Annotated in this window: 20 protein-coding genes; 7 read left to right on the top strand and 13 right to left on the bottom strand. The window is 39.7% G+C overall.

Annotated features, from left to right (window positions below):
- Positions 1–14: 14 nt before the first annotated feature.
- Complete coding sequence (locus ABJH64_RS17450) at positions 15–1,568, bottom strand: terpene synthase family protein (RefSeq protein WP_348276903.1); 1,554 nt, start codon at positions 1,566–1,568, stop codon at positions 15–17.
- A 296-nt stretch (positions 1,569–1,864) separates the two neighbouring features.
- Here ABJH64_RS17450 and ABJH64_RS17445 point away from each other — a divergent pair, with 296 nt between their 5' ends.
- Positions 1,865–2,302 (top strand): MauE/DoxX family redox-associated membrane protein, encoded by a 438-nt coding sequence (locus ABJH64_RS17445; protein ID WP_348276904.1) that lies wholly within the window; start codon positions 1,865–1,867, stop codon positions 2,300–2,302.
- 479 nt (positions 2,303–2,781) lie between these two features.
- Positions 2,782–3,051 carry a DUF6520 family protein gene (locus tag ABJH64_RS17440; protein WP_348276905.1) on the top strand — a complete coding sequence of 90 codons (270 nt, stop codon included), beginning with the start codon at positions 2,782–2,784 and terminating at the stop codon, positions 3,049–3,051.
- 58 nt (positions 3,052–3,109) lie between these two features.
- Here ABJH64_RS17440 and ABJH64_RS17435 read toward each other — a convergent pair whose 3' ends face one another.
- The 5 genes from ABJH64_RS17435 to ABJH64_RS17415 all read right to left on the bottom strand — a co-directional run bounded on the left by ABJH64_RS17435 (position 3,110) and on the right by ABJH64_RS17415 (position 10,161).
- Complete coding sequence (locus tag ABJH64_RS17435; protein ID WP_348276906.1) at positions 3,110–4,483, bottom strand: RagB/SusD family nutrient uptake outer membrane protein; 1,374 nt, start codon at positions 4,481–4,483, stop codon at positions 3,110–3,112.
- A 4-nt stretch (positions 4,484–4,487) separates the two neighbouring features.
- The gene (locus ABJH64_RS17430) at positions 4,488–4,619 is read right to left on the bottom strand and encodes a hypothetical protein (RefSeq protein ID WP_348276907.1); all 132 of its coding nucleotides are present in this window, start codon (positions 4,617–4,619) and stop codon (positions 4,488–4,490) included.
- A gap of 143 nt (positions 4,620–4,762) precedes the next feature.
- Positions 4,763–7,963, bottom strand: coding sequence for a SusC/RagA family TonB-linked outer membrane protein (locus ABJH64_RS17425; RefSeq protein ID WP_348276908.1), 3,201 nt, complete (start codon positions 7,961–7,963; stop codon positions 4,763–4,765).
- A 24-nt stretch (positions 7,964–7,987) separates the two neighbouring features.
- Positions 7,988–9,703 (bottom strand): hypothetical protein, encoded by a 1,716-nt coding sequence (locus tag ABJH64_RS17420; protein ID WP_348276909.1) that lies wholly within the window; start codon positions 9,701–9,703, stop codon positions 7,988–7,990.
- 266 nt (positions 9,704–9,969) lie between these two features.
- Entirely contained in the window at positions 9,970–10,161 is a 192-nt protein-coding gene (locus ABJH64_RS17415) for a hypothetical protein (protein ID WP_348358230.1), read from the bottom strand.
- A gap of 389 nt (positions 10,162–10,550) precedes the next feature.
- On the opposite strand from ABJH64_RS17415, the gene ABJH64_RS17410 reads away from it, so the two are divergent.
- On the top strand, positions 10,551–10,790 hold the full coding sequence (locus ABJH64_RS17410; protein WP_348276911.1) for a helix-turn-helix transcriptional regulator: 240 nt from the start codon (positions 10,551–10,553) through the stop codon (positions 10,788–10,790).
- A 4-nt stretch (positions 10,791–10,794) separates the two neighbouring features.
- Here the strand turns inward: ABJH64_RS17410 and ABJH64_RS17405 are convergent, their stop codons facing one another.
- Complete coding sequence (locus ABJH64_RS17405; protein ID WP_348276912.1) at positions 10,795–11,307, bottom strand: hypothetical protein; 513 nt, start codon at positions 11,305–11,307, stop codon at positions 10,795–10,797.
- The gene (locus ABJH64_RS17400) at positions 11,307–12,362 is read right to left on the bottom strand and encodes an XRE family transcriptional regulator (protein WP_348276913.1); all 1,056 of its coding nucleotides are present in this window, start codon (positions 12,360–12,362) and stop codon (positions 11,307–11,309) included. Before ABJH64_RS17400 ends, ABJH64_RS17405 begins: the two co-directional genes overlap by 1 nt.
- A 247-nt stretch (positions 12,363–12,609) precedes the next feature.
- Here ABJH64_RS17400 and ABJH64_RS17395 point away from each other — a divergent pair, with 247 nt between their 5' ends.
- The 4 genes from ABJH64_RS17395 to ABJH64_RS17380 are packed head-to-tail and all read left to right on the top strand — an operon-like array spanning position 12,610 to position 16,538.
- Entirely contained in the window at positions 12,610–13,584 is a 975-nt protein-coding gene (locus tag ABJH64_RS17395; protein ID WP_348334646.1) for a hypothetical protein, read from the top strand.
- Positions 13,585–13,589: 5 nt separating this feature from the next.
- Entirely contained in the window at positions 13,590–15,260 is a 1,671-nt protein-coding gene (locus ABJH64_RS17390) for a ThiF family adenylyltransferase (RefSeq protein ID WP_348334645.1), read from the top strand.
- Entirely contained in the window at positions 15,257–15,721 is a 465-nt protein-coding gene (locus ABJH64_RS17385; RefSeq protein WP_348273789.1) for a Mov34/MPN/PAD-1 family protein, read from the top strand. The genes ABJH64_RS17390 and ABJH64_RS17385 overlap by 4 nt, the downstream gene beginning before the upstream one ends.
- Complete coding sequence (locus ABJH64_RS17380; protein ID WP_348273790.1) at positions 15,714–16,538, top strand: DUF6602 domain-containing protein; 825 nt, start codon at positions 15,714–15,716, stop codon at positions 16,536–16,538. The genes ABJH64_RS17385 and ABJH64_RS17380 overlap by 8 nt, the downstream gene beginning before the upstream one ends.
- A 106-nt stretch (positions 16,539–16,644) precedes the next feature.
- Here the strand turns inward: ABJH64_RS17380 and ABJH64_RS17375 are convergent, their stop codons facing one another.
- From ABJH64_RS17375 to hsdR, 5 genes are read right to left on the bottom strand one after another with little or no spacing between them, the layout of a single operon-like run.
- A complete protein-coding gene (locus ABJH64_RS17375) occupies positions 16,645–17,343 on the bottom strand; it encodes a hypothetical protein (RefSeq protein WP_348273791.1) in 699 nt (232 codons plus the stop codon).
- The gene (dgt, locus tag ABJH64_RS17370; protein WP_348273792.1) at positions 17,327–18,679 is read right to left on the bottom strand and encodes a dGTP triphosphohydrolase; all 1,353 of its coding nucleotides are present in this window, start codon (positions 18,677–18,679) and stop codon (positions 17,327–17,329) included. Before dgt ends, ABJH64_RS17375 begins: the two co-directional genes overlap by 17 nt.
- A gap of 21 nt (positions 18,680–18,700) precedes the next feature.
- Positions 18,701–20,119 (bottom strand): restriction endonuclease subunit S, encoded by a 1,419-nt coding sequence (locus tag ABJH64_RS17365; protein WP_348273793.1) that lies wholly within the window; start codon positions 20,117–20,119, stop codon positions 18,701–18,703.
- A gap of 1 nt (position 20,120) precedes the next feature.
- Positions 20,121–21,584 carry an N-6 DNA methylase gene (locus tag ABJH64_RS17360; protein WP_348273794.1) on the bottom strand — a complete coding sequence of 488 codons (1,464 nt, stop codon included), beginning with the start codon at positions 21,582–21,584 and terminating at the stop codon, positions 20,121–20,123.
- Positions 21,585–21,590: 6 nt separating this feature from the next.
- Positions 21,591–24,824 carry a type I restriction-modification system endonuclease gene (gene hsdR, locus ABJH64_RS17355; protein WP_348273795.1) on the bottom strand — a complete coding sequence of 1,078 codons (3,234 nt, stop codon included), beginning with the start codon at positions 24,822–24,824 and terminating at the stop codon, positions 21,591–21,593.
- Positions 24,825–24,884: the final 60 nt, after the last annotated feature.

Raw genomic sequence — 24,884 nt, 5'->3', positions numbered from 1 at the left:
AATTTATTCACGAATTAATTCTTTTTGTACCTGGGAGAAATCGACAGAGACCAGTGGACAGTTCCGGCAATCTTGTATTTTATCTGCTTGAGGTATTTCAAGATGCCGCTGTTTTCAGGCTTATATTCTTCTCTCCATTTTCTCTCCAGCACCATAAATTCTTCCAGTGTCCCCGCATGAAGATTAAGAACTTCCTGCTGGGCCTCTGAAAAATCAATCCGCTTATAATGCATCATCAGCGCCACTGCATTCATAGAATCACCCCGATCAGCTTCCTTTTGGTAGGATATGAGGTCATTTGACAGGTAGATCAGCTTAGCTGCCAACCCACGGAGATTGGCTGTTTCCTGCCAATCAGAACAATCATTTGAAAATCCCTCACCTGATTCAAAAGCAGAGAGTACCAAAGCTAGATTCCCTCCTGAAAAAGCCGGACGGATAACCTGGTATTCTTCCCAAGTAGGTAATTTCCTCTTATCCTTAAATTCCGCTTCAATTTTGTTCTTTTGCATATAATTCAGAACCTCTGAAAATATCAGCGCCTTCAGGTATTTATGGCCTGAAACCAGCGAATCGAATTCTGAGGCCAAATCGCTAAAAGCATTCAGGAAAACTGTTATACGATCAGGATTAAATCCCAAAGATTTACATTCCAGGATGTTTTCAACCCCTGACAGAAGGTAATCCCAAAAACCAGCTTTCTGCCCGACATGCAATTCATCTGTTAAATCATCCAGATAAAACAGCCAGAGGTAGAGCTTGGAAATCCAGACCCCTCGCTCCAAATCAATTTCCGGATAAAGGCAGGAAGACAGGTAACTTAACTTCTGATTTTTGTAATAGGCGATCTCATCGTTGTCTCTAAGGATCGAATGGAAGTGAAAAGCCCAGGAAATAGTCTGCTCCTCGATATCAGCCGCATCATTATGTACATACGCCGGAAATGGATAGTGTAACATTTTTTTCAGCTGACCACTTTTATCAACAGGTTTTCTGCTGTTGGACTCTTTCTTAATACGTGCTGCAGTAGTATAACTTACCCCCAGAAGACTTGCCTTTTCCTTATTTGTCAGATCATACTTGAAATTGGGAAACTTCTCTTCAATCACCCGGAGTTTGTCCCGGTAGTTCATCTGGGTAAATGCATGCCACTCCACATCGGCATGCCTGACTTTTGCTATCTGGGATTTTGAAAAATCTGTGAACTCGGGGATTTCTTTCAGCAATAACACCTCATTGGAATAAGGTAGGCTTGTATATACGGATTCTCCCAAAGATTTAAAGTGATATTTACTGGGAACCTGTGTCTGATAAGATTCGAAATCCATAAAGACATCACCTGGAAAGTAAAGCCTGGATAAGTTTCCCTTATAGTACATCCCGATCATACCTTCAATCAGAAATCTGGATTCGGTTTCGACCGAACCAGGGTGACGGATGGTAGCTTTACGTTTCGCGAAGCTTACTTCCAAAAACTCTCCTACTCTTTCCAAAGCGTTATCACTTACTTTGCCCTCAAGATCGAAGAGTTTCTTCAAAAAGGTCGGGGTCAAATCATAGCGTGCCATAATGTTATCGGTTTAGATTACATTGTATTCTCTATTACAAAACTCCTTGCAAGAGCCTATTTTTAAATTGCCTTTACAGTTGAAGAGCCAACTGTAGAACTTGTTCAGTTCGGTTGCTTAGTTAAAAAAAACAGTAGTCCAGTTTAAATTCTCAATACCTAAAAACCAAGGAATCAACTACTTTATTTTCCCAATGCCGCTGAAATTGTATAATTGACACACTTTTTATGTTTATCACCCAACTTGTGAATTCCAAATTTTTATAATCCCCAACTTTCCATGGAATACAAAAAGGAATGGAAAAAAGAGAAAAATCAGCAATTCCAAGTGTCCTATTGATCCTCTTGTGGACCTATACAGGGTTGGATAAACTGATCCGGTTTGAAACAAGCAGAAAGGCATTTCATAACCAGACCTTCCCGGCAGAGCTTGCGGAAATACTGGCTTATGCAGTACCTAGTATTGAGTTGCTGATTGCCCTGCTCCTGCTCTTTTCGGTCTGCAGATGGTGGGGTTACCTCTCAAGTATCCTCCTCCTCACTGTCTTCACTACTTATGTAGGACTGATCTGGGTGGGAGCTTTTCCCCGAGTCCCCTGCAATTGTGCAGGGATACTGGAAAGCCTGGGATGGGCGGAGCATTTTTGGATGAATCTGGGGTTTATTGGAGTGGGGATTCTCGGACTAAAGCAGTTAAATGCAAAAAAGCCCAAGGTGGACACCTCAGGCTTTTAACAGGTCGTTAAGCTTTAATTACTATAGAAAACATTGTTTCTACGCACCAAAATTAAGCAAATAACCAGTTAAACCATAGTTCTTAAACAATACTGATCTTAAAACACCACTCCAGGCATCAAAACTAACAATTAATAAAACACAAAGGAATACAGAATTACAAAACAAAAAAATTAAAAAAACGGGGCAGGAAAAGGCATTATCCCACCCCAAAAAATAGCCAATACTTGAAAATTCAAATTCACTAGTTGCAGCGTCCATCTTCAAAGACTGGGAGTGAAGATGCCAGTCAAGACTCGGCGCTGTAGGGATCCGAACCGATTCCCTAACCGGGGCAACCCGGACGGTTCACCCGCTGATACGGAGTACTTGGACGGATTCCTCACGAAGGATGAAATTCTCGGAAAGGGCTCCGGATCAGTGGAACTGAGTAAAATCTATGTTCAACCGGGAGGTAACTCCCACTAACCAACAAGATTATGAAATCACTTAAAAACCTGCTCCCGGCACTGGGATTAGTGCTCGGAGCAACCATGGCAATGGCCATGAATTTTGCAGAACCAGCTGCAGGAGAATACCGTCCTGCACCTAATGATGAATGGTATGACCTGACAAACGTCACTCCTGGCCCCACTACTTATGAGTGTAATGGCTCATCTGAAGTTTGTACCTATGGTGATCCTGATGATCAGAGTGCTCCTGTCAAAATGGGTATTTTCCAGAAAAATGGAGCACTGCCTATCCTTTAAGGCGAATTAAGTATTCATTCACACTACTCAGGCGCGGAATCCACCGCGCCTGTTTTAGTTATTGATACCCCGGATTTTGCTCAAGACTATTAAGTTTAATTTCGTCCAAGGGAATTGGAAATGCATACTTATGAGAACCTGGTTCCAACATATAGCTTTGTCCATCTACCTCTCTCAATAATGTCTTTTGGAATTCAGACTCCCTATTCAGCCTTCTTAGATCAATCCATCTGATATTTCTGAATAACAGTTGCTTTCTTCTTTCCTCCAGGATAAAAGACAATAACTCATTTCCGTGTAAGCCATTGTTGGACTCATAGAACCCTGATTTATACCGCTTGGTCAGTAAACTTTCCATTATTTCTCTGGACTCTTCATCTTTACCCAGCCTTGTCAAACACTCTGCTTTAGTCAGGTACAGTTCGTCTACTCCATACCCTGCATAGCGTTCATGATTTCCGGTATAGTCTCCTTTAAAGAGCATTACTGAATCCGGACTTTCGTTGAAGAAAACTGACTTACGCAAATCTGTACTGTCATAACTTTCATAGAGTTCCCAATTCACCCCTATTCCTGTTGAGGACCAAAATCGCCTTGAAGTCAGTGTCACATTGTAAATATTCTCTTTGTCAAACTCAGGAAATGGATAAGCAGCATCTGGATCAAGCTCATTATAATCTATCAATTCGGATCCCAGGCCCAAGGCTAATTCCGATTGATCCAATGCTTTTTGATACTCCCCTTTGATCAGATAAATTCTGGAAAGCAGTGCATGTGCAGCCCATTGGGAGGGCTTCTTTCTAGTTTCATCCCGTTCGGGTAAATAGTCCAACGATTCCAGTAACCGATTTTCTGTTTCCTGATAGGATTCTTCAAGAGTACTCCTTTTGTTTAATACATTGATATCTGTGGTATTCCTCAAGGGTATTCCTCTCAATCTTAAAGCTTGTTCAGCAACATAGGGCGCAGCATAGGCCTGTAGCAAGAAATAATATGCCTGTGCTTTCACAAACAAGGCAAATCCTTTCGCATGCTTCAGCGCTATTCCTCCCTCTCCTGAATTTTCAAGTTCTTGTAAACCCTCCAAGACCAGATTTGCATTATAGACATGCTTATATAACACAGCCCACTCTCCGGATACCTCTTCGAGAAAAGGATCATATTCCCATAAATAGGAATTTCTTTCCAATTGGTTCAACTGCATAAACCCTCCTGGGCTAACCTGAAAATCATCAGTTGCCATATGCCCAAGGGTAGGATCCTGGTTCATTCCAAACCCGTTTGCATTTAACAATCCTTCCAATTCACTCACAGTTCTTGGGATAACCTGATTTTTAGATGGCTTTTCATCCAAAAAACCTTCGCATCCCAAAAGAACTATTCCGGTAAGGACTACAAGTCCTATTTGTATGTAATTTATTATCTGTTTCATGTGTTTAGAATTTGATTTTTAAGATCATAACCTGTCCCGTGACTAAGGACGCGGGATAGCCTGTCCCGTCCGCCGCGGCGGATCGGGAGAATCTCGCATGGTGAATAATCATCCCTCTTTGAGTAGTTTTCGACATGTTTGATTTCATCGCTATTGATATTTAAAATTGCAGACCTGTTTTTTTATAATGGAAAGGGTGCCGGGCAGTTCCTACCCGGCCGGTGAATGGTCAACCAAACCTATGAAGAAAGCTCACCCCCTATCCAAGTACTTATTGATTCAGAAATTCATCCGAAGACCCAGTGCAATTGACCGCAATGGTCTGGAAAACTGATTATCAGGGTCTGAAACCGCTTCACTTTTCTTCCAAAGGATTCCCACATTGTTCATGTAGGAGTAGAACTCTGTATTATTCATCCATTTCTTTTTGGAATTTAGTGCATAAGCCAAGCGGATATCCTGAAGTCTGATATGATCACCTCTTTCTATTAAGGCTGCCGATTTTAAATAAAATGATGATTGCTGGAAGTCCCGGGATTCAGGCATGGCAGGGATTTCAGTACCTAGCTCATCTCCAGGATTCATCCATCGCTTTTCATAGTCTCCATGACCGTATTCCCCACCCAATAAATTATAATAATCTATTCCCGTCCTTCTGATGAAATAACCGAGTCGATAGCTGATGTTGATCGATAAGCTAAAATTCCCGTATTGAAGGTCATTTCTCAGGGCACCAAACCAGGTAGGTCTTCCAGAACCATGAAATACAAGGCCTTCCGGCCCTGTCTGGCCAATGATGGCACTGTATTCTTTACTCTCCTGCCCTTCTAGAATTCCCATCGGTGCGCCAGTCTGAGCATCCAATCCTGCCCAGGCATAACTGTAAACTCCTGTCAGTGGCCTTCCTTCGAAAGGAAATCCACTACCCGTACCGGAACCATAATTCAGGTAATTGGACACCAATCCCCTGCCTTCATATTTGGAAACCTTCTCATTGAGGTGGCTTACGAAGAACACAGTATTCCATTTCAACTCATTCTGTAGCACGCTTACATTGATAGAAAGGTCAAAACCTTTGGTTATGGTATTTGCATAATTTCCCCGTAAGGAAGAAAAGCCTGTGGAGCTTGGAATGGAATAGTCCCCTATGATATCCTGGCCAGATTTAGCATACCATTCAAACGTGCCTGAAACCCGGTCCTTAAATAGATTGAAGTCCATTCCGATATTGGTGATCTGTATCCGCTCCCAACGTAAATCGGGGTTTCCCGGAAGATCAATCCGTGTATAAGGGAGGTAAGTAAAAAAATTTCTTGAGCCAGGGAAAAGCCTTCCACTGGGAAGGGCAGCTACTCCCTTATCCGTATTACCATTATACCCATAGGAAGCCCTAATTCTGAGAAAATCAACCATCGGCACATTGAAAAAACGTTCTTCACTGATCGTATATCCCAATCCAGCTGACCATAGCGGCACAAATTTCTGATTGGTGCTTACTCCGAAGAGATTTGATGCATCCCTCCTGAGGCTTGCCGTAACCGAATATTTCTGGTCAAGTGTGTAACCTGCATTTAAATAAGCAGATAAATACCGGTCTGTCTGACCCTCAAATGCATCCAGAAACGGAATATTGGCAGGAAATCGGTCTGGAGCTTTTCTCCATCTGGTAAGGTAATCCACAGGCTCTACCAATCCTGTTTCATCGGAATAGGCATAATTCCTGGAATTATGGGTTTCAGCCCCAAAGTCACGTACTTCAAAACCCGCAATTGCATTGATAGCATGACGGCTTTGATACACCTTGTCAAAACTTAACATTCCCCGGTAGGTATGGCTATTGGCAGAACTATAGGATGCATCGAGTATATCAGCCTGGGGAATTGGATAACTCATAGCCCCCAAATCATCAATTTGTGTATAGGTATTGATCAGATTTCTGGTGAAAAAACTTTCCAAAGGAAATAGCTGCCGGACCTTACCCTGATTTTGCCAATACTGATAAGAAAACTCAGCTGACAGCCCAGGGATTATCTGATAGGCCATCCGTGCATTCAGGCGTAAATCCTGGGAATTATTGATCAGGGGATCAAGACCCACCTCATTGAGTGGCACGTACTGCCAATCCAGAAAGCCATTTTCCTGTGCAGCTTGGACGTATCGGTTGCTCCAGGTTGAATATACGGGCATTGGGTTACCCTGACTATCAACTAGCTTTGCATAGGGATCAAGACCTCCTGTCCCCGGAGCCCCGTCTTCATTCGTTTGCCTGCTCAGGTAGATTCCAGCCATCACAGTAAGCTTATCGTTTAAAAACTTCCAGTTGTTCTGGCTGTTAATCGTAAGCCTATTCCGTTGGTTGCCGATATCTGAAAACATGTTTTTGTCATATCCCAGGCTGAACGTATGGTTGGATGCCTTTCCTCCCCCAGAAATATTCAGGGCATACTGTTGGTTAACAGCTGGCCTTAAAAGGTGTTTTGTTATTTCAGTCCGAAGATCAGTCGAACGATAACTGTCCATCTGCTGCTGGGCCTCTGATTCTGAGATCTGTCCGTTCTCTAAGGCGTATAAAGTTACTACTACCGGGGAGACTAATGGATTTCGGTTAGAATTGTACCTGCTACTGTAAAACCCTTGGTCAAACAATAGTTCTTCCACATCAACAAAATCAGAAACGGTCATTTGTGGGTTATGAAACAGATCAGGTTTTTCGCTCACCGTAATATTGGCATTGAAAGAAACTTTCATTCCCTGCCCGTAGCTGGCAGATTTGGTGGTGATGACAATTACCCCGTTACCTGCCCTTGCTCCCCAGATAGAAGCAGCAGCCGCATCTTTCAATACTGTGATGGATTCCACATCATTGGGATTGATGTTGTCGATGGAACCATCATAGGGAAAGTTGTCTATGATGATGAGAGGTTCACTGTCTGCAAATATGGTACTGGTTCCTCGGATACTGATGCTGTTGCTCTTATCACTCCCATCCTTATTGAAGATCAGTCCGGGGGTGACGTTCTCCAGCCGCTGAAGTACATCCGTTGTGACACTTCGGTTGACCAGTTCATTGTCCAGCTGCACAAAAGAGCCGGTAACACGTTCCTTGGGAAGCTGCTGATATCCAGTGGAGACAACCTCTACTCCTTCCAGATCCATATCCGAAGCCTGCATTTTTATTTCCAGCCCTTCCGAATTGGATGTTCCCACAATCAGATCCAGTTCATAGGTTTCATAGCTTAGATGGGAAAAGACCAGCACTTGCTCCCCTTCAGGAACAGTCAGTAGAAACTCACCTTGGTCCCCGGTAACCTGTGTAATTCCAGCTGGGGTCAGCCGGATTAAAATCCCGGGTATAGCCTCCCCTGACTCCTCATCGATCACCTTACCGGATACCTCATGGCGGGATTGTGCGATTGCTGAGGAAATTCCTACAATCAGGAAGATCCCCAGAATTAGTAGATCATATATATATTTTCTCATGTTATTTCTATTTGATGATTGAGTTTAGCGGCCCACAGAGGCTGCACTTTCTATTTGAGAAATAATGGATTCTGTACTTTCACCGAGATAGAATATCTCTGAAATCTTTCCTTCAGCATCCATCATCATCAGCTGGGGGTACATGTTGATATTGTAGTGCATCTTCCACTTCTCAGAGTCTTGCCCCATATACAGGTTCAAAAGTTTGTCTGAGGTATATTTGCCGGAGGACAATCCACTTGCCCATATTTCCTGATCAGGAGAGGCGTTTACTGCCACCAACTCGACCGCTTCAGAGCCTAAAAACTTATCTGCGATCCTGTCAAAGCTTAGGTTGTAAAAATTTTCACTGGCACCACAGCCTGTACTCCAGAAGTAAAATACTACCACCTGATCCTGAAAATCATCTTTGGAATACATCTTCCCATTTCTGTCCTGAAACTGAAAGTCCCAAACGGGAGCCCCTGCCAATTTGGAACGGTACTCCTCCAATTGACCTTTCTGGTCAGCTGTTACCATATATGGGGCAATTCGATCAATAAATGCTGCCTTGGTTGGAATCTGCCGGAACTTGTTGACCAATAGTTCCAACAGAATCTTTGCTCTCAGATCACCGACATACTTATCAATTACCAAAGCGCTGAACGATGTTTCAGAATCCAACGCCTTCAGGTAGGCTTTTTCATAACTGAAATCCAACCAATAACTGGATATATCCATTGCTTCTGCTGAAAGTTCAGCTATTCCCTCATCCGACAATAAAATGCTGACTGCCTGTCGGACTTCATCTAAAATCACCGTGTCCTGACCTAGAACTGCAGGTTCATACAGTTCAATCCTAAACTTTTGAAGAAGAGTTGCCTTATGCTTCCCAACCAGATCCGCCTTCAGTACTTGATAAGCAAGTGGGGATAAGTGGCTACGGTACGTCTCCAATACCTCAAACCCGGGAAGTTGCTCCATAGGGATGTTCCACTGATCCATATAGTGATCCAACTGCTCCGGCCCGTAGCTGATAAGTTGCATAGAACCTCCAAAGGTATTTTGGGCTTTATTGTAGAGCATCCGGTAGTCATCTCTATCTAACAGTGCTTCAGGATCTGTAGTTATCATTTTGGAAGGCCTGGAAAACCGCTCTTGCTCTATGGCAGTAATCAGCTCATACTGGCAGGCATATAAATCCGCATCCGGACCCGAGAACAGAATTCTGTTCCCCGTATCATCTATCCTTATTTTGACCGAATCACCAGGAAAAACCAGATACTTATCTATCAGTTTTTCTTCTCCATGCTTAATACTGAGGTACCCAGGCTGCGTGAACTCCTGTGTAGAAAAAAGATAAAGCTTGTCATTGCCAGGATTGATCCCCTCAAAGAAATTGCCCGTTCTGCCTGTAACAAAGGCCTCTTTCTGACGGAAATTTGGATACAACTGAGACACCTCAAAAGGAATAGTCTCAAAGGTCAAGGTATCCACCGCTCCCCTCTTTGCCAGTTCCAAATAAATCAGAACAGTATGCTCCCCCACTTGGGTATCGGAGTTATCAACCAAATCAACATGCTCCGGCAATGTATCGGGACGGGTCTCCCCGCCCCGATGGGTGTCCCGCAATTCATGCGGGACGGTGGAGCTAGACCTATGAAGAAAATCCGCCCCAGGTGAATCAGCAACCTGTGCTGTGAGTGTGCTTCCAACAAGACAAAGCAGTCCCAGGAAGCATGTGTATAGAATTTTTTTCATGTCATTCAATGCCTTGGAAGCCGGCAGAACAGGACAAACCTCTCCCACCAACCCCCAAGGGCTTTTTAACTAATAAGAAATAACTGAAGTAATGGAGCTGATGACCTGCTGCAGCAGATGATCTCCATTGTTGTCGTCACTGCGAGCTGAGCGAAGCAGTCTCATAATATGCTACACTCAGCCGATGACGATAGACATCACTCCCTGATCTTAAATAATAGTCCCGTAAACACAGAAGCAGTCAGAGAGAAAAAGTGCCCTAATCCTCAGATCGGATTCTTGGGCTTCAGAGGATACAGGCGATCTACCGCGGCGATGCCGAGTTCCTCAGGTAATGAATAATAGGTAATAGGTAATGAGTAAAGTGAGCCAACGTAAAAGCGCGCAGACAGATCTTCCTTCCAGAATACTGATCCCGGGAAGCAACTTAATCCAGAAAAAATCACAATCTGTACCATGATACTTGGGTTATTACTAAGTCATTTTGAGACATACCCTAAAGGAAATATCTCAATCATCCGTAAAAGAAAAGGCTTCAACAAAATGTAGCAAAAGTGAGCTCACGCCGTAGCGTGAGCATTTTCACTTCACTTCTACTGTCTATATTGAAAGTTGGCAGTTTCCTAAGACGAGACTATAAAGTGCAAATGCATTTGAAGATATTCGCCAAATCTTCACTTAGAAATCAAAGTTTGATTATCATTGATTATACCAAAAATATAAAAAGATTTCATAAAACGATAATATTTTTACTTTAAAATATATTTAATACCTTTTTTATGAAATTAAAATACTGAATACTGTAAGTTTACCTTTACTTATATTTGGGAAACTTGGCAGTTTTCAAATGAAAAGAGAGATTTTTAATAGAATTAAGGCCGTTTTGGCTGAAGAAGGAAAGAAGAATATTGATTTAGCTAAAAAATTGAGCGTTAAAGACACAACCGTTTCTCGATGGGTAACAAATGATTCTCAGCCTTCAATTGAAAGACTTTTCGAAATAGCTGATTTTTTAGAGGTTGATGTGAGAACTTTGTTGGTTTCAAATAAACCAAAGAATAAACCCACTGAATCGGAAGAACTTTAAAACCCTACTCTTCAGTCCATTTTCGGATTCTTTTATCCACTTCCTTTTTGATCAAAGTACCATTGTACATCTGGTTGAGAGAAAGCAGGTTTCTAAGCATACTTGCGGCCACTTCCTTTGAAATGACCTCTTGCCTGACCAGCTCATCAAATATCCAAATCAAACCATGACATTCAAGTGATTGATTGGCAGCAAAACTCCTTACCAATTTATCACTGCTAATGACCAGGGCTTTATTTAAAAATAATGCCAGATAGATGACGGTCTTATCTTCTTGAGAGAGTCCTTTGGGAAAAGGAATTTTAGCCATTTCATTAAAATCCTTTTCTTCCAGATTATGAATGGTTAACAGCTTTCCTGATTCATATGCTTTTAAAAGCTGCTTTTGCTCAGGAAATAGTTCATTCACCACATCCACCGTAGTATGCAGCTGTATATCAAGTTTAAAAAAGGACGCTATCAGATCCAATTCAATCAGATCTATAAAAATACAGGCATCCGTGACAGCTACCTTCATCAGAAAACAAGATTTTCTTTTCTGAATTGGGCCAGCTTCTGATTTTTTAAGGATGCTGCTTTACTTACTGAAATGAAATTCTCGGCAAGTGCTCTAAACAAGAGTTGTGAAAAACGATTGGAATGCTCTGCCCCTTCGTATTCCACAGGTTCATTTACTCTATAGCCCAACTGGGTAAAGGTCACATAAAACTGCCTCAAGTAATTATCAGAGATCAGCCCTAAATCTTTTGCTCGGTACACTAAAGCCTGCATAGAAATTCCGTATTGCTGCTTTATCGCGGTTAATTCCTGGATGGACAATTTGCTCCTTTTTCCACCGAGTTCTTTCTGTAAGGTATCCTTTGAAATAAGCATGGCGGTGGCAAAAGCATGACAAAACTTTTCTTTTTGTCTTTCTGGAAGATGATTGACCTTCAAAAGCAAATGCGCCAGTTCATGAAAAGCAGTAAAGCGCTTTCTATCCAACTTATCTTTGAATTTTGCTTTGTTCAATACGATCAGCGGAATGCGGTTATCATTTACCCAAGTACAGAACCCATCAAATTCTTCTGAAGATTCCAGTTCCAGCACCTTAATATGGTGATCTTCCAACAGCTCTATTACATTGGCTACAGCTCCCCTACCGAGCTTCCATTCATCTCTTAGCTTTTCTGCCGCATGCTCAATATCTTCTTGAGAACTAATAGTCATCTCTGCGAGGGGATTATGAAAGGCAGTTTCTATTCCCAGAATTTCTTCCAGTTCCAGATATCTCCGTAACTCATCTTTGGCAATCTCCACTATCCGAACCCGCTCTTTGGCCGGGTAGTCCTGAAGCTTACGGAACTCTATCTCTCCAAACTCAACAGCAGTAGAAGTATAGAAGTAATCAGGTCTTACTTGCAGTGCATCCGACAAGATCCCGATCATAGTACTATCAGGCACCACCTGTCCTTGCTCGTATTTGCTTAGGGATTGTTTGGTGACACGGTTATCGATTTTGTCAGCCAAGCCTTGCAATGAAAGTCCATTCATCAAGCGTGCTGACTTAAGGCGTTCGGCAAAATAGTTCATACCAGTATAAATGAGGGTTAATAAAAGTAAACGCAAAGATACAGCACTAGTTTACAAAACAATACAAAATTACACAGTTGACAACTAAATATGACAAACGGTCACTGACAGATGAATGTTAAAGTACAGACATAATGACAGCATAATCTCTGATTTTTAATACTTTATGTAAATATCTTTACATAATCCAATCCAATTGACGAATTGGATTAAAATTTGACATCTTGTCAACCTAAACTTAGAAAATATGGACAAAAGCAATCACTTAGATTCCGTAATCAAAACTCATCAGATTACCAAAGAGGAGAATCTACTTAAAAAGCATCTCGAAAAGAAGGATGAAATCAAAGAAGCATTGAAGGAAAAATATGGATCTAATATCTATTCACCTTTTAATTCAGGCTCTTACGCCAAAAACACCGCCATTAACACCAAATTTGATTTTGATTTAGTATCCCCATTTAAGCGAAATGCCTTTGGCTCTAATGGAACACTAAAAGAAATGTATGAGGATGTCTTTGATTTTCTTTATGAGAAATATAAAAATGATGCGGAAGTTAAAAAGCAAAAAGTATCAATTGGTTTAGAGTTTTATACCGATAAAGATGGTGACCAGATCAAAGTTGATGTTGTGCCTGGTAGAGAGTTCAATCAAGATCAATACCTAAGTGATGAAAATCTTAATCTGTATGTTTATTATAAGTATGGAAATTTTGATGCCGGCAGTGAAAGAATCAAAACCAATATTAAAGCGCAAATCAGCAATATTAAAGATAGAGCAACTAATGAAAAAGATTCCATCCGGAAAATCATACGTCTTCTGAAAGTTTGGAAATCAAACAAAGGGACTTACCCTACTAAATCTTTCTTCTTGGAGTTAATCACTATCAAAGCCTTCGACAATTGCGAAATCAATGGGAACTTATGGGAGAGGCTAAAAACAATACTAGAATACATCCGGGATAATGTCACCAATGAAAGTTTTAATCTTAAAGACCCAGGAAATAGCTCAAATGATTTGACAAGTACTTTGACGACATCTGAAAGACAACAATTGTCAGATGACATGAAAAACATGCTTAAGAGAATAGAAGAAAACGACGAAAACATAAAAACGTACTTCCCCGAAAACACAAAGTTCATAGACGAAGATTCAAATAAAAATGGAAATAGGACAAGTGGAATTATGCCTGTTCCACCACCTAAACTTAACTTTGGATAAGTGAAATGAACGACAGAGTCAATGAAATCAATACCACATTAGACAGTTTAACCGGTATCGAACTTATAAAGCCTTTCGAACAAGGAAAGTTTGACGCGGAAGGAAAAATATCTGTTTACGTTGAAGAATTGGAGGAGGCATTAACATTTGATGTTTCAATTAGTCCACAATACCCATTTAAAAGTCACGATTCAGAGACTATTAAATTTTCTAATGAAAACTTATTAGAATATAAGCACATCATGGGGAATGGCTCAATTTGCATTCATACAGCACACAGCCCTGTATTATCAACGAAATTGGGTTACGACATTGACTCCGTAAAGGCTTGGATCAAAAAATATTATGTAAATCAAGATACAGATGAACATTACGAACATTTAATTGTACCTCAAAAGACTTTTAAGGAAAGTCATTTTGCTTATTTTTTCATTGAAGTTGATTATGAGTTCAATAAGAATCAATTTGGGTTTGTAGAGTATTCTAAAATTGGCAGCGGGATTTTAAACAGGGATAAAATCGATAGCAATATTATTCAAAGATTCAAGGGCATCGATAACAAAGAACTAGTTGGTATAAACTGGAATTTTCAGTTGAAATCTTTACCAATACATGTTGGATTGTTTATTTTCCTAAAGGATGCTCCTTCCAACAATCAACGGTGGGTTTTTGCACAATGGAAAGACTTTGAACAAGTTTTACCACAGAGTTTTTTAAAATTTCTTTACATAGTTGAAAAGGATCACCAAAAATATAAAGGTAAAAGTCTACCACTACTAGTTGGGTATAATATATCCATGACGGAAATTCATTGGCAAGTCATAATGTTAGAAATTGGAGACTTTCCAATTTATGGCCAAAAAGAAAATCAGCAATGGCTCACAATGATAGATGGTAATAAAACCATTAATTGGGCTATGACAAAAAATTGCTCTTACAAATATTTTTTTGGGCGAGGTGTTTTAAATGAAAAGCTAACTAACGGAAAGATATTGATCATTGGTATTGGAGCTATTGGAAGTATAGTCGCAAAAACTTTGGTAAGGAGTGGTTGCAAAAAAGTTGATTTTATTGATTACGACCATAAGGAACCAGAAAATGTCTGTAGGGCGGAATACTCTTTCTTTTCAGGAATAAGCAACAAAACTAATGATTTAATAAATGAGATGTGCTTAATTTCTCCTTTTTTTGAACCTAGACATGGTGGTTATGAATTTTCAGAAGCATTTGATTTTTACTTAAAATCTCATTTAAAAGATAAGACTATAAAAAAGGAATTAGAAAAAAGACTTAATGAATATGATGTGATTTTTGATTGTTCTGCCGATAACGATTTGCTTTTCATATTAAGTCAGTTGAAAATTAATCCAAAACATTTTAGCCTATCCATTTCAAACCATGCCAAACAATTAGTTTGTGGAGCTGAACAAAACCGATATGAATTTATCAACACACAATTTAACGGAAATGTATTAAAGTTTGATATTCAGGATTTATACAACCCAACAGGCTGCTGGAATCCCACATTCAAGGCTTCATACAACGATATAAGTACCCTAGTACAGTTTGCTATTAAGCATATCAATTTAAAATTGGCAAAAGGAGGAGAATTTAGAAACTTTGTAATTGAAACAGAAGACACAGACTGTCTTACCATTAAACTGAATGAGTTTTGATTCTAAAAGTAGAGAAAATAGGGTTAAGCATTGAAGTTGGCGATGAATTATTAAACAGCCTAATTGTAAAAGGAAAAAGTCATTACCCAAATGAGTTTGGTGGTTTTTTGATAGGTCATTATAGCGACGACCAAAAACATTTAAATATAACTAACACTATATTCCCTATAAATTTCAAGGCATCTAAAAATTCTTTTGAAAGGAATACTTATGGAATCGAAAAAAAACTGGCTGCTTATTATATAGAAACTCCTAAAAAAATTTACGTTGGCGAATGGCACACCCACCCTGACAACAGCCCTGTTCCAAGTAATATGGATATCTTAGCCGTAAACTCAATTACAAATTATCCAAATGCATGTCTTTCAAATCCTGTATTGCTGATTATAGGCTATTCAAAAACAGAAGTTGACTTTGGATTTTACGTTTGGTTTGAAAATAAATTAAACAAATATGCCTGAAGTAGATTTAAAACAGTTGTTCAATGGACTGCAGAAACAAATGTCTGCACAACTCAACACAAACAGAGAATTTATCGAACACCCTGGATCAAAAGGTGATGCCTTAGAAAACGCATGGATCGAATGGTTACGAAAATACTTGCCCAACAGGTACTGTGTTGATAAAGCCATAGTGATAGATCATGAAGGCAATACAAGCCAACAAATGGATATTGTGATCTACGATAATTGGTTCACTCCTTTTATTTTTAATCAAAATGGATTTTACTACATACCTGCAGAAGGAGTATATGCAATTTTCGAAGTAAAACCTGATATCAAAGGCAAAGTTGGAGATATAAATTATATCGAATATGCAGGAGAAAAAATAGAGAGCGTGAGGATGTTAAAAAGAGAAGCTGCAAGTTTTATAAATGGTGGAATAAAATTTAACCCACGCCCATTAACCAAAATTGTTGGTGGTATTTTGTGTAGTACTAACTCTTTTACACACGAAAATAATAACACACTTGAAAAACACTTCAAATCACTTTGCAATCTAAAAAGTATTGATTTGGGTTGTATTGCTGATTATGGCAGTTTCTATATAGACTATAATCCAAATGAGGAAATTACTCATATCGGGCAAGACGGATACTTAGAATTTTACTCTAAACGAAGGTTCAACAAAATAAAATTTAGTAATGCAGATCATTCTTTTGTGACTTTTTTCATGCAATTAACACGATACTTACAACAGGCTATAGGAACAATACCCGCAATAAACCTAAATGCATACTTGAAAAATATAGGTGAAGAAGTTGATGAACAGATATAAGAGAATTAATAACTTCAAACAGAATTAAAGCCTTTTTGATGATGATTGAAATCTCCAATTGTATTTTGAATATATTTATGGATAGACCAAAATAAAGGATAAAAAATTAGTTATATACCAGCTTTTTCTCAAGATATCCCTGAGAATATAAAACTTCTCCAAAGTGTTTAAGCTGAGCTTTTTCTAAATCAAATTTATATTTTTTCTGCCATCTGTTAATTAACCTATATAATCTTGGCGATATCGTTAGACTATATTTTTCTGAATAATAAATTGAATTCACAATACATAAATCCTTTTTCAAATTTTCCCTAAAAACATAATCAATCTCTCTAGTTTTCAAAAACTTAAGAAAATCTTCAGTGTAATAAAACTTTTTATCATTTATTGAATAGATAATCGATGAAAAATTGAAAAACACACTTTTAGGCAAATAAGAAAACAATTTCCAATCAATCTTCTTTTCAACATTTAATGCCCAAGTATTTTCCACAACCCATAGATCAAATTTTTTAGAACCAAGCTCAAATTTATATCCACCAAAAGAATTAACACTGAATGTACTGTCCTTCAAAATCTTAGGAATATCCACTGAAGTACCTACCACTAAATCAACATCCCTTATGAGATAGTTATGTAGAAAATAGTTCCTAATTATACCACTAAACAAATAAACGTTAGTTTCAAGGGTGAGGCCTTTGATAAAATCAAAAGCCTCACCCTCTAAGGCATCTTCAAGATAACGAAGAAACTTAGAAGCCTTAGAGTCTACCTCTTCAGATATTTTATTATATTTTTTGACCACTTATTCTTTGATATTGATCCAAAGCAAATCGATCAGTCATTCCTGAAATAAAATCTACTATAATTTGCAATTTATTATATGGAGTAAAATCATCAAAATCATCAATTGAAGCATTAATTTTCATTGATCTTATCAAACCTCCAGAAATCATCCCTTTAGCTCTTTTCTTATAATGATTATCTTTTTCAAAAATAAAATCAATATAATGATCAAGTAATCCTGATATCACTGAATGACCTGTAACTTCCAATTGCAAAATCTCTCTTTTTGGAAAAATCAATTCATCACAAATTGCCTTTAATTTTTTAGACAATAAATTATCCTCAAGCAATTCGGTATGATAATTACCATCACTAATACTATCTAGATTATCAAGAAACTTTTTTAAAGCAGCCTCAACCAAATTGGCTATTACTCCTATTCTCAATTTAACCATTCTAGTTATCTCAGTACCCTCACCTTCAATTTTATCAAGATATTTAAATAAATCCTCTATTTCCGGAACATCCTTTAAGTACTTTTTAATTTCTAAATAATCATACCAATCTTTATTAAATCCATCTTCAACATCCATTATCCGATAGCATATGGTGTCTGCTGCTTCCATTAAGAAAGATAAGGGATGCCTAAAATATCCCCCTTTTTTTTCAAGCTTACAATTATCAACTATCAACTTAAAATAATCGATTTCTGACTGAAACACGCCTCTTTTGCTTGTTGATATTTTACTTTTATCAATATCACCATGATTCGGGTATTTCAGAAATGCCCCCAAGGTTCCATATGTTAGGTTTAATCCTGCTTTTTCATTCAGAGTTTGTAATTTAGTTAAAACTCTTAACCCTTGAGAATTTCCATCAAAAAGCATGAAATCCTGCTTTTCTTCTAATTTCAATTTATCGTCCCAAAATTTATCTTTAAACAAGTTTTTGAAGTAGGTAGCTATAACTCTTTCTCCAAAATGGCCAAATGGAGGATTACCTATATCATGGACTAAACACGAGTTCCTTAGAATTACTGGAATTGATCGGGAAGCCTCGTATTCAGTTTTACCAATTTTTTCAAGAAATTCCTTATTAGTACACAATCTCAGACCAAGAGAAAAACCAATCTCAGAAACTTCCAAGGAGTGAGTTAGCCTAGAGTGGATATTGTCGTCTGTCATAAGCGGAAAAACTTGAGTCTTGTCATGCATTCTTCTAATGGCAGGACTGAATGCTATTCTCCCAGAATCACTTTCAAATTCATTTCTTGGATCATCACCTATTGTTCTTGATGATTTTTTGACACGGTCTGGAGACAAAAAACGATCCCACTTCTTTTTTAACTGGTTCATATATAAATTTTTAGACAATCTTTATTTATTAAAATTACCCTCCGCCACCATCCCCAATTCTCCAACTTCCCTCACATACTCCTTTACTTCCTGATCTACCAACTCCCCCCGAAAAGCCTTTGCCAATACCGCCTGTGGCAATTGGTCAATCTTTGATTTAAGGCTTTCGAATTGGTCCTCAATCCTATCTACCAGATTAAACAGAACTTCTACACATTTCACAATTTCAGTTTGTTCTTCGATAGTAGGGAGCGGAATCGGGAATGATTTAAACATTGTTAGGTCTATTCTCAATCTTGTCATTCCAAACGAAATATTTGCAATAAATTCCTTACAAATACTAGAATTAAAAAAATATGAAACATATGCTGGTAGGGCAAAATTTTCATTCAAATCTGATTTCATTACATCAGGAGTTATCATAGCAATTCCAATATCTTTTGGATAAACAGTAGCTTCACCTGGAGGATCACCAAGTTTAGTTACAAGAAGTTCTCCACCACTAACTGAATATTCTTTATGAAATTTTTCCCAAACCACTTCATCCATGAGTTTTGGCTTGTTTTGATTAAATCCTTCTTTCTTGACATGTCTTAAGAATATAATTGGAACACCTTTATCCCTAAAATCTTTAGCTTTAAAAATTGTCCCAAAAGGACCTGCTGAAATTGAATTTGCCCCATCTTTGACAATTTTTAATTGAGGAATCCATTTCCACTCTTTCGGAAGTTTAAATAACGAAAGTTTTTCATCCAAACCCTTTTGTCCTCTTGCCTTTACAGGTTTTTTCTTTTTAAGATTATAATTTTCAATTTGTTTGTAAAACGCGAAATCTATATTATTCCCCTCTCTCCACTCTTTCGTCAACTCCCCCGTCACCGCCTGTGTCAGCACCTGCTGACGGAAGTTTTTAAGTAGTTCAGGTATCCGTTCCAGCTTCTCATTCAACACATCCAAATACCCAAAAATCGCATCTAATTTGGCTACAATACGCTGCTGTTCAGGGAGGGGAGGAATAGGAAGATCTAAATATTCAAATACCTTGAAATGTCTACTATATCCGAAAGATGGAATCCTTAAAGCTTTTAAATAAAAAAAGAAGAAGCGTGGATCATTTTCTTCCTTTGGTTTAAGAATTTTTGTTCCATCAGCTCCAACAGCAAACTCAAAATCAATGAATTTTATGTTTCTTGTATGATCTCCAAAAATTACAACTGGTAATTCTCCGTCGTACAAATGACCTTCCTCATTTGTAAATCCAGCAATGAATTTTTCGCCTTGATCAATAATTGGATAAGCTCCGATTTCTAAATATGCAGATGAATTCAGTTTTGGGTATTTCCCTCCTTTATCTAATCCTTCTTTAAAGGGGATAGCTTTCCAATTTTTTGGGAAAACGGGTTGAATTTCTGATTTACGGATGTCTCCTTTATTTGCCATACTATTTCAACAAAGCCATTATCTGATCCAATTCTTTTTTAATCGCATTCAATTCCTGAGCTGCTGCTTTGGCGATATCAATAGGATCTCCTAAATCTGCGTTTTTTGAAATGCTTTCATCTTCTATCAATCCTATATCCAGAGAATCGTTTTTGGCAGCGACCTGCTCCCTGGTAAAAATCTGCCATCTTGGATCTTGGATTGCTTTTCGCTTTTCCTCATTGATATCTCCTTCATAAGCATCCTTTACCTGATCCAGTGAAATCCCTCCGGTATAAGCTTTTACAAAGTCGGCAAAGGCTTCCCTTGTAAAAGGTGTTCGCTTGCCATAGCTTGGCGCATTAGTTCGCATATCATAGAACCAGACGCGTTTGGTATTGCCTGTTTCTTTCTTCCCTCGGGTAAAAAAGAGCACATTTGTCTTCACTCCTGCCGCATAGAAGATTCCCGTTGGAAGTCGAAGAATAGTATGCAGATCACACTTATCTAGTAAGTCACGGCGGATTTTTTGCCCATCTCCGTCTTCAAACAACACGTTATCCGGCAAGACTACTGCTGCTCGTGCTGTGCCAGTATCTTTTCTTAAGGATCGATAGATATGCATCAGGAAATTCAGCTGCTTATTGGAGGTCTTGATGGTAAAGTCATCCCTCGTCGGTCGCTCTCCCCCCTGCTTGGTACCAAAAGGCGGATTAGCCAGGACCCCATCGTAGTTTTTGAATTCCTTGCCCAACTCCGTAAGTGTATCCCCCATTGCAATTCGGCTTTCCAATCCGTGCAGCTTGGCATTCATCAGAGCCAGTCTATGTGCATCCTGAACGAGCTCACAGCCTGAAAATGCCTCATTCACCTGAAAAGCTTTTTCTTTGGTGCCCAAAGCATAGTAATCGTCAGTTTTCCGCTTTAGGTATTCATCCGCAGCGATCATAAAACCAAATGTCCCCGCTGCAGGATCATTCCATTTCTCTCCTATTTTCGGAGCCAATAGCTCCACCATCACATTGATCAGCGGGCGAGGCGTAAAATATTGCCCGGCACCGCTTTTCTTCTCCCCGGCATTTTTCTCCAAAAGCTCCTCGTAGATACTTGCAATCTTATCCTGCTCCTCATCTTCAAACCAATCGATCTGATCGATATTGGTAATCAGCGTCCGCAGGTTGACCGGCTTGCGCAGAGTAGTCGAGGCATTGGTATAGATCTCGGTAATGGACTCGTTGGAGGACATCGCTCCCAGATTGGCAAGCAAGTCTCTGTACGTATCAAATAGCTCCTTATTGTCCTTGATCTCCTTCAGTTTAGACCAGCGGTAGTTTTCAGGAATATCCTGATCAAACTTCTTGACTTCGGACAATCTCAAAAACAGGATATAGGTCAGTTCATTCAAATATTGGTGATAGGTCACCCCATCATCCCGAAGGACATTACACAATTCCCACAGCTTCTTAGCAATCTGCTCAGCACTCATAATTTATTACGCATATAGATTTTGATTCAGCTGGGCAATTACCTGCTCCAGTCGATCCTCAAATAATTTATTCAATCGATCAAAGCCTCCCTGCTCACTAAAGGGAGGTTGATCCAAATCCTCTTTTCTCAGAATGGTTTCTTTCAAAAGTTGCAACTCAAATCGATCTATCCACTTCATCTGGATTTTATTCCATCCTTTCATCGTACGGATAGCATCAACAGCCCGCCTGATTCTATCCTCATGGCTGATCAAAGAGCTTCCCAAGGATAGGGTGCGGATAAACGAAATAATGTCCGCAGCGATGTCCTCATTTTTGGTTTCCTTCCAGGCAGATTTCAGCATAGGGGCATTAAAACCAGCTTGATCCAAAGCCAACAGCAATTCCTTCAGGGACTTTCTGTCCAGCTCGGCAGGACGACTGGTGACTATTTTCAGCGCCTCGATCCGGTTCTGATTTTCCTGAATGAACCGGGCAAAGTTATCCAAATAATCGGCGGGTTTTTGGGCTTTTCCATAGCCCCGCTCTATTCCCAGCAGTCTATCCTCATGCTCTGAAACCAAAGTGCCACCTGGCGAAGGTTTTAACTCATCCAGAAATTTCCACAAGCCCGGCAGTGATTTGATTTTCAGTACGGAGTCCAGCGGCTTAGTAGTCTTCAGACTTTGGATCAAGGTATCCGGATCTTCTCCTTTGGCATTGTAGAGAAAAGCTTCCTCCTTTCCATTTTGGATGTATTTCTTTTTCCGCTGAATCTTAGCAATCAATGCGTCAATCTGGCGCTGTACCCGATCCTCTTTTTCTATATGCTCCAGCTCTTCCACCAACTGTCGGAAACTCGCCTTGGGGTTGGCGACGATAGGTTTCATCTGGGTAAAATCCTCCAGCGTTTCGTAGATGCGCACTGCATCGTATATCTGGAAAACCTCCTTACCGATCTCGTCACATCTTCGTGTTGCCCTACCGAGCATCTGCTCATATAAGATTCTGGATTTGATTCTTCGTAGGAAAACCAAATTACAAATCGAAGGAACATCCACTCCCGTGGTCAGTAGATCTACGGTGACGACTATATTGGGGTATTTTTCATTTTTGAATCTGGCCACCTGCTCTTCAGGATCGTAGGATTTTCCGGTGATTTTCTGGATGGAACTATCAGGAACCTCCACCCCAATGGCTTCAAATTCCTCCTTCAGATACTGAACCACCCGATCTGCATGTTCGTCAGTTGCGGCAAAAATCAAGGTCTTTTCTTCTCCGTCCGGATCCAGTTCGGTCACCAAATGCTGGATCACGGTACGGTTGAAGTTCTCGGTAATCACTTGCTTATTGAATCCCGCAATGTCTATTTTCAGTTCATCTTCCAGCTGCTCTAACTCCTTAATGGAATTGGATTCCTTGTCATAAACCTTAGGCTTTTCGCCTTTCTCCCATTTGATCCCCTCCTCTCCCAGCTGGGTTTTGATCAGGATAGGAGGTTCATGATCGATCAAGAATCCATCGATGACCGCCTCTCTGTAGGAATAGGTATATACTGCAGATCCAAATATCTCGGTGGTATGCAAGGCCGGAGTTGCTGTCATCCCTATCGCATGTGAGTCAAAATAATCCAGCACCATCCGGTATTTGCTGACATAATCCCGCTGATCCCGGAATTCCAGATCATCCTCATCCAATTCCCTATCCAGCAGATATCCACGGTGTGCTTCGTCCACAATGATACAGTCATATTGATCTACAGCAGGAATATCTTCTCCATCATTATAAAATAATCTCTTGACCATTCCCTGCACTGTGGCAAAGTGTAAACGGGTGTCCAGTTCAGGTGCCACTTGCTTAAGTTCTTTGACATCGTAGATTTCCGCAAAGGTATTCAGCCCTACAATCTTATTGTCCTTGAATGCATTGATTGCCTGGCGTGCAAGCAACCTTCTATCTACCAGAAAGAGAATTCGCTGGAATCGATTTGACTGGATCAGTCGGTAGCAAAGTCCTATGATTGTCCGGGTTTTTCCTGTCCCGGTAGCCATAGTGATTAAGGTCCTCCGATCTTCCGGGTTAGCAATCAATTTCTTTTCAACCGCCTGAATGGCATCAACCTGGTATTTTCTTAGTCCTAAGCCAGTTGCTGCCTGAAGAAAATCAATCTGCTCAGCCTGAAGTTTCGCTTCGGAAGCTGTCCTATCCTTTTCAAAAAGTTTGACCAATCCTTCTGGACTATACCACCCTTGAAGAACCCTTGCTCTGGAATATGGATTTCTTAGATCCAGAAACCATACACCTGATTTGGTTTTGATTTGCTCTAAATATGGCCTCCCATTGGTAGAGAAAAGGAAGGGAACATAATAGTCTTCCCATTTTCCCACCAATACAGCTTCATGTTTGGAACTTAGCTTCTCTGCATAAATCTTAGACTGATGCAAGTCTGTAGAAATATCAGAAGCATATCGCTTGGCCTCCACGATTCCGTAAAGTTCAAACCCGACGAACAAGGCATAGTCTGCCCATTTTTCTCCACATGGCCATTCTGCAATTGCCAAATTTTTGCCCCGCTGGGGCAAGGTCTTTGATTTTCTAAAGTTGATCGTATTGGTATCCACTTCCCATCCTGCCAGCTTCAACTGTTCATCTATCAGTGTTCTCGTCTCTGCCTCAGACATTTCTATTTTGCTGGCAGCTTTTTGGGAGCGAACCCTGATTTCCTCCTGCTTTTCTACCGGCAAGGTAGATTTATCCCGCTCTTCCAGAAGTTTGTTAAAGCTATCCTGCAAGTTTGCGTATTCTTTTTCCAGTTGGTTAAGTGCGTGTCTGGCATCCAGTTTTGGAGGCAGATTAAATTTGACAGCAGCAAGGCTGGCATTTTCCTCTGAATAAGACTGGTAAAACCATCGGGCGACTTTGAAAGTGGAAAAAAGCAATTCCTCTGCCTCCCGTTGATTGCCTTTGTTTTGGTGTACGGCAATGTTTCCTTTATGCTTGATGGAATTTAGCAAATCCCGTACCTGAGCGGGAATTACACCCTCCAATTCCAGGTTTTTAATTCGATTATTAAAGGTATTGTCATAAGGGAAGTCCATATGATGCTCTTCAAAAAGGTATTCAGTAACCCGCTCCCCAAATTGTCGAAGTTTGAAAAGGCAGGTTACCGGATCCTGATGGAGATTGAATTCAGCGGATTGGCCTATATTGAAAAGTATGGGGAATTCAGGTTCTAAAAAGGAAAAATTGGAGTCGGTCATCAACCAAAATTATGGGCTTAATGCGGTTTATTAAATATCTAAAGTAATAAGTCAATAAAA

Origin of the sequence: Algoriphagus sp. (assembly GCF_039969895.1) — a bacterium.
Lineage (GTDB): Bacteria > Bacteroidota > Bacteroidia > Cytophagales > Cyclobacteriaceae > Algoriphagus.
This window is presented reverse-complemented; position numbering and strand designations above follow the sequence as displayed.

Bases quoted from the DNA above. Each gene is read 5' to 3' on its own strand.
- ABJH64_RS17450 (WP_348276903.1), bottom strand. From the start codon at position 1,568: ATGGCACGCTATGATTTGACCCCGACCTTTTTGAAGAAACTCTTCGAT.
- ABJH64_RS17445 (WP_348276904.1), top strand. From the start codon at position 1,865: ATGGAAAAAAGAGAAAAATCAGCAATTCCAAGTGTCCTATTGATCCTC.
- ABJH64_RS17440 (WP_348276905.1), top strand. From the start codon at position 2,782: ATGAAATCACTTAAAAACCTGCTCCCGGCACTGGGATTAGTGCTCGGA.
- ABJH64_RS17435 (WP_348276906.1), bottom strand. From the start codon at position 4,483: ATGAAACAGATAATAAATTACATACAAATAGGACTTGTAGTCCTTACC.
- ABJH64_RS17430 (WP_348276907.1), bottom strand. From the start codon at position 4,619: ATGTCGAAAACTACTCAAAGAGGGATGATTATTCACCATGCGAGATTC.
- ABJH64_RS17425 (WP_348276908.1), bottom strand. From the start codon at position 7,963: ATGAGAAAATATATATATGATCTACTAATTCTGGGGATCTTCCTGATT.
- ABJH64_RS17420 (WP_348276909.1), bottom strand. From the start codon at position 9,703: ATGAAAAAAATTCTATACACATGCTTCCTGGGACTGCTTTGTCTTGTT.
- ABJH64_RS17415 (WP_348358230.1), bottom strand. From the start codon at position 10,161: ATGGTACAGATTGTGATTTTTTCTGGATTAAGTTGCTTCCCGGGATCA.
- ABJH64_RS17410 (WP_348276911.1), top strand. From the start codon at position 10,551: ATGAAAAGAGAGATTTTTAATAGAATTAAGGCCGTTTTGGCTGAAGAA.
- ABJH64_RS17405 (WP_348276912.1), bottom strand. From the start codon at position 11,307: ATGAAGGTAGCTGTCACGGATGCCTGTATTTTTATAGATCTGATTGAA.
- ABJH64_RS17400 (WP_348276913.1), bottom strand. From the start codon at position 12,362: ATGAACTATTTTGCCGAACGCCTTAAGTCAGCACGCTTGATGAATGGA.
- ABJH64_RS17395 (WP_348334646.1), top strand. From the start codon at position 12,610: ATGGACAAAAGCAATCACTTAGATTCCGTAATCAAAACTCATCAGATT.
- ABJH64_RS17390 (WP_348334645.1), top strand. From the start codon at position 13,590: ATGAACGACAGAGTCAATGAAATCAATACCACATTAGACAGTTTAACC.
- ABJH64_RS17380 (WP_348273790.1), top strand. From the start codon at position 15,714: ATGCCTGAAGTAGATTTAAAACAGTTGTTCAATGGACTGCAGAAACAA.
- dgt (WP_348273792.1), bottom strand. From the start codon at position 18,679: ATGAACCAGTTAAAAAAGAAGTGGGATCGTTTTTTGTCTCCAGACCGT.
- ABJH64_RS17365 (WP_348273793.1), bottom strand. From the start codon at position 20,119: ATGGCAAATAAAGGAGACATCCGTAAATCAGAAATTCAACCCGTTTTC.
- ABJH64_RS17360 (WP_348273794.1), bottom strand. From the start codon at position 21,584: ATGAGTGCTGAGCAGATTGCTAAGAAGCTGTGGGAATTGTGTAATGTC.
- hsdR (WP_348273795.1), bottom strand. From the start codon at position 24,824: ATGACCGACTCCAATTTTTCCTTTTTAGAACCTGAATTCCCCATACTT.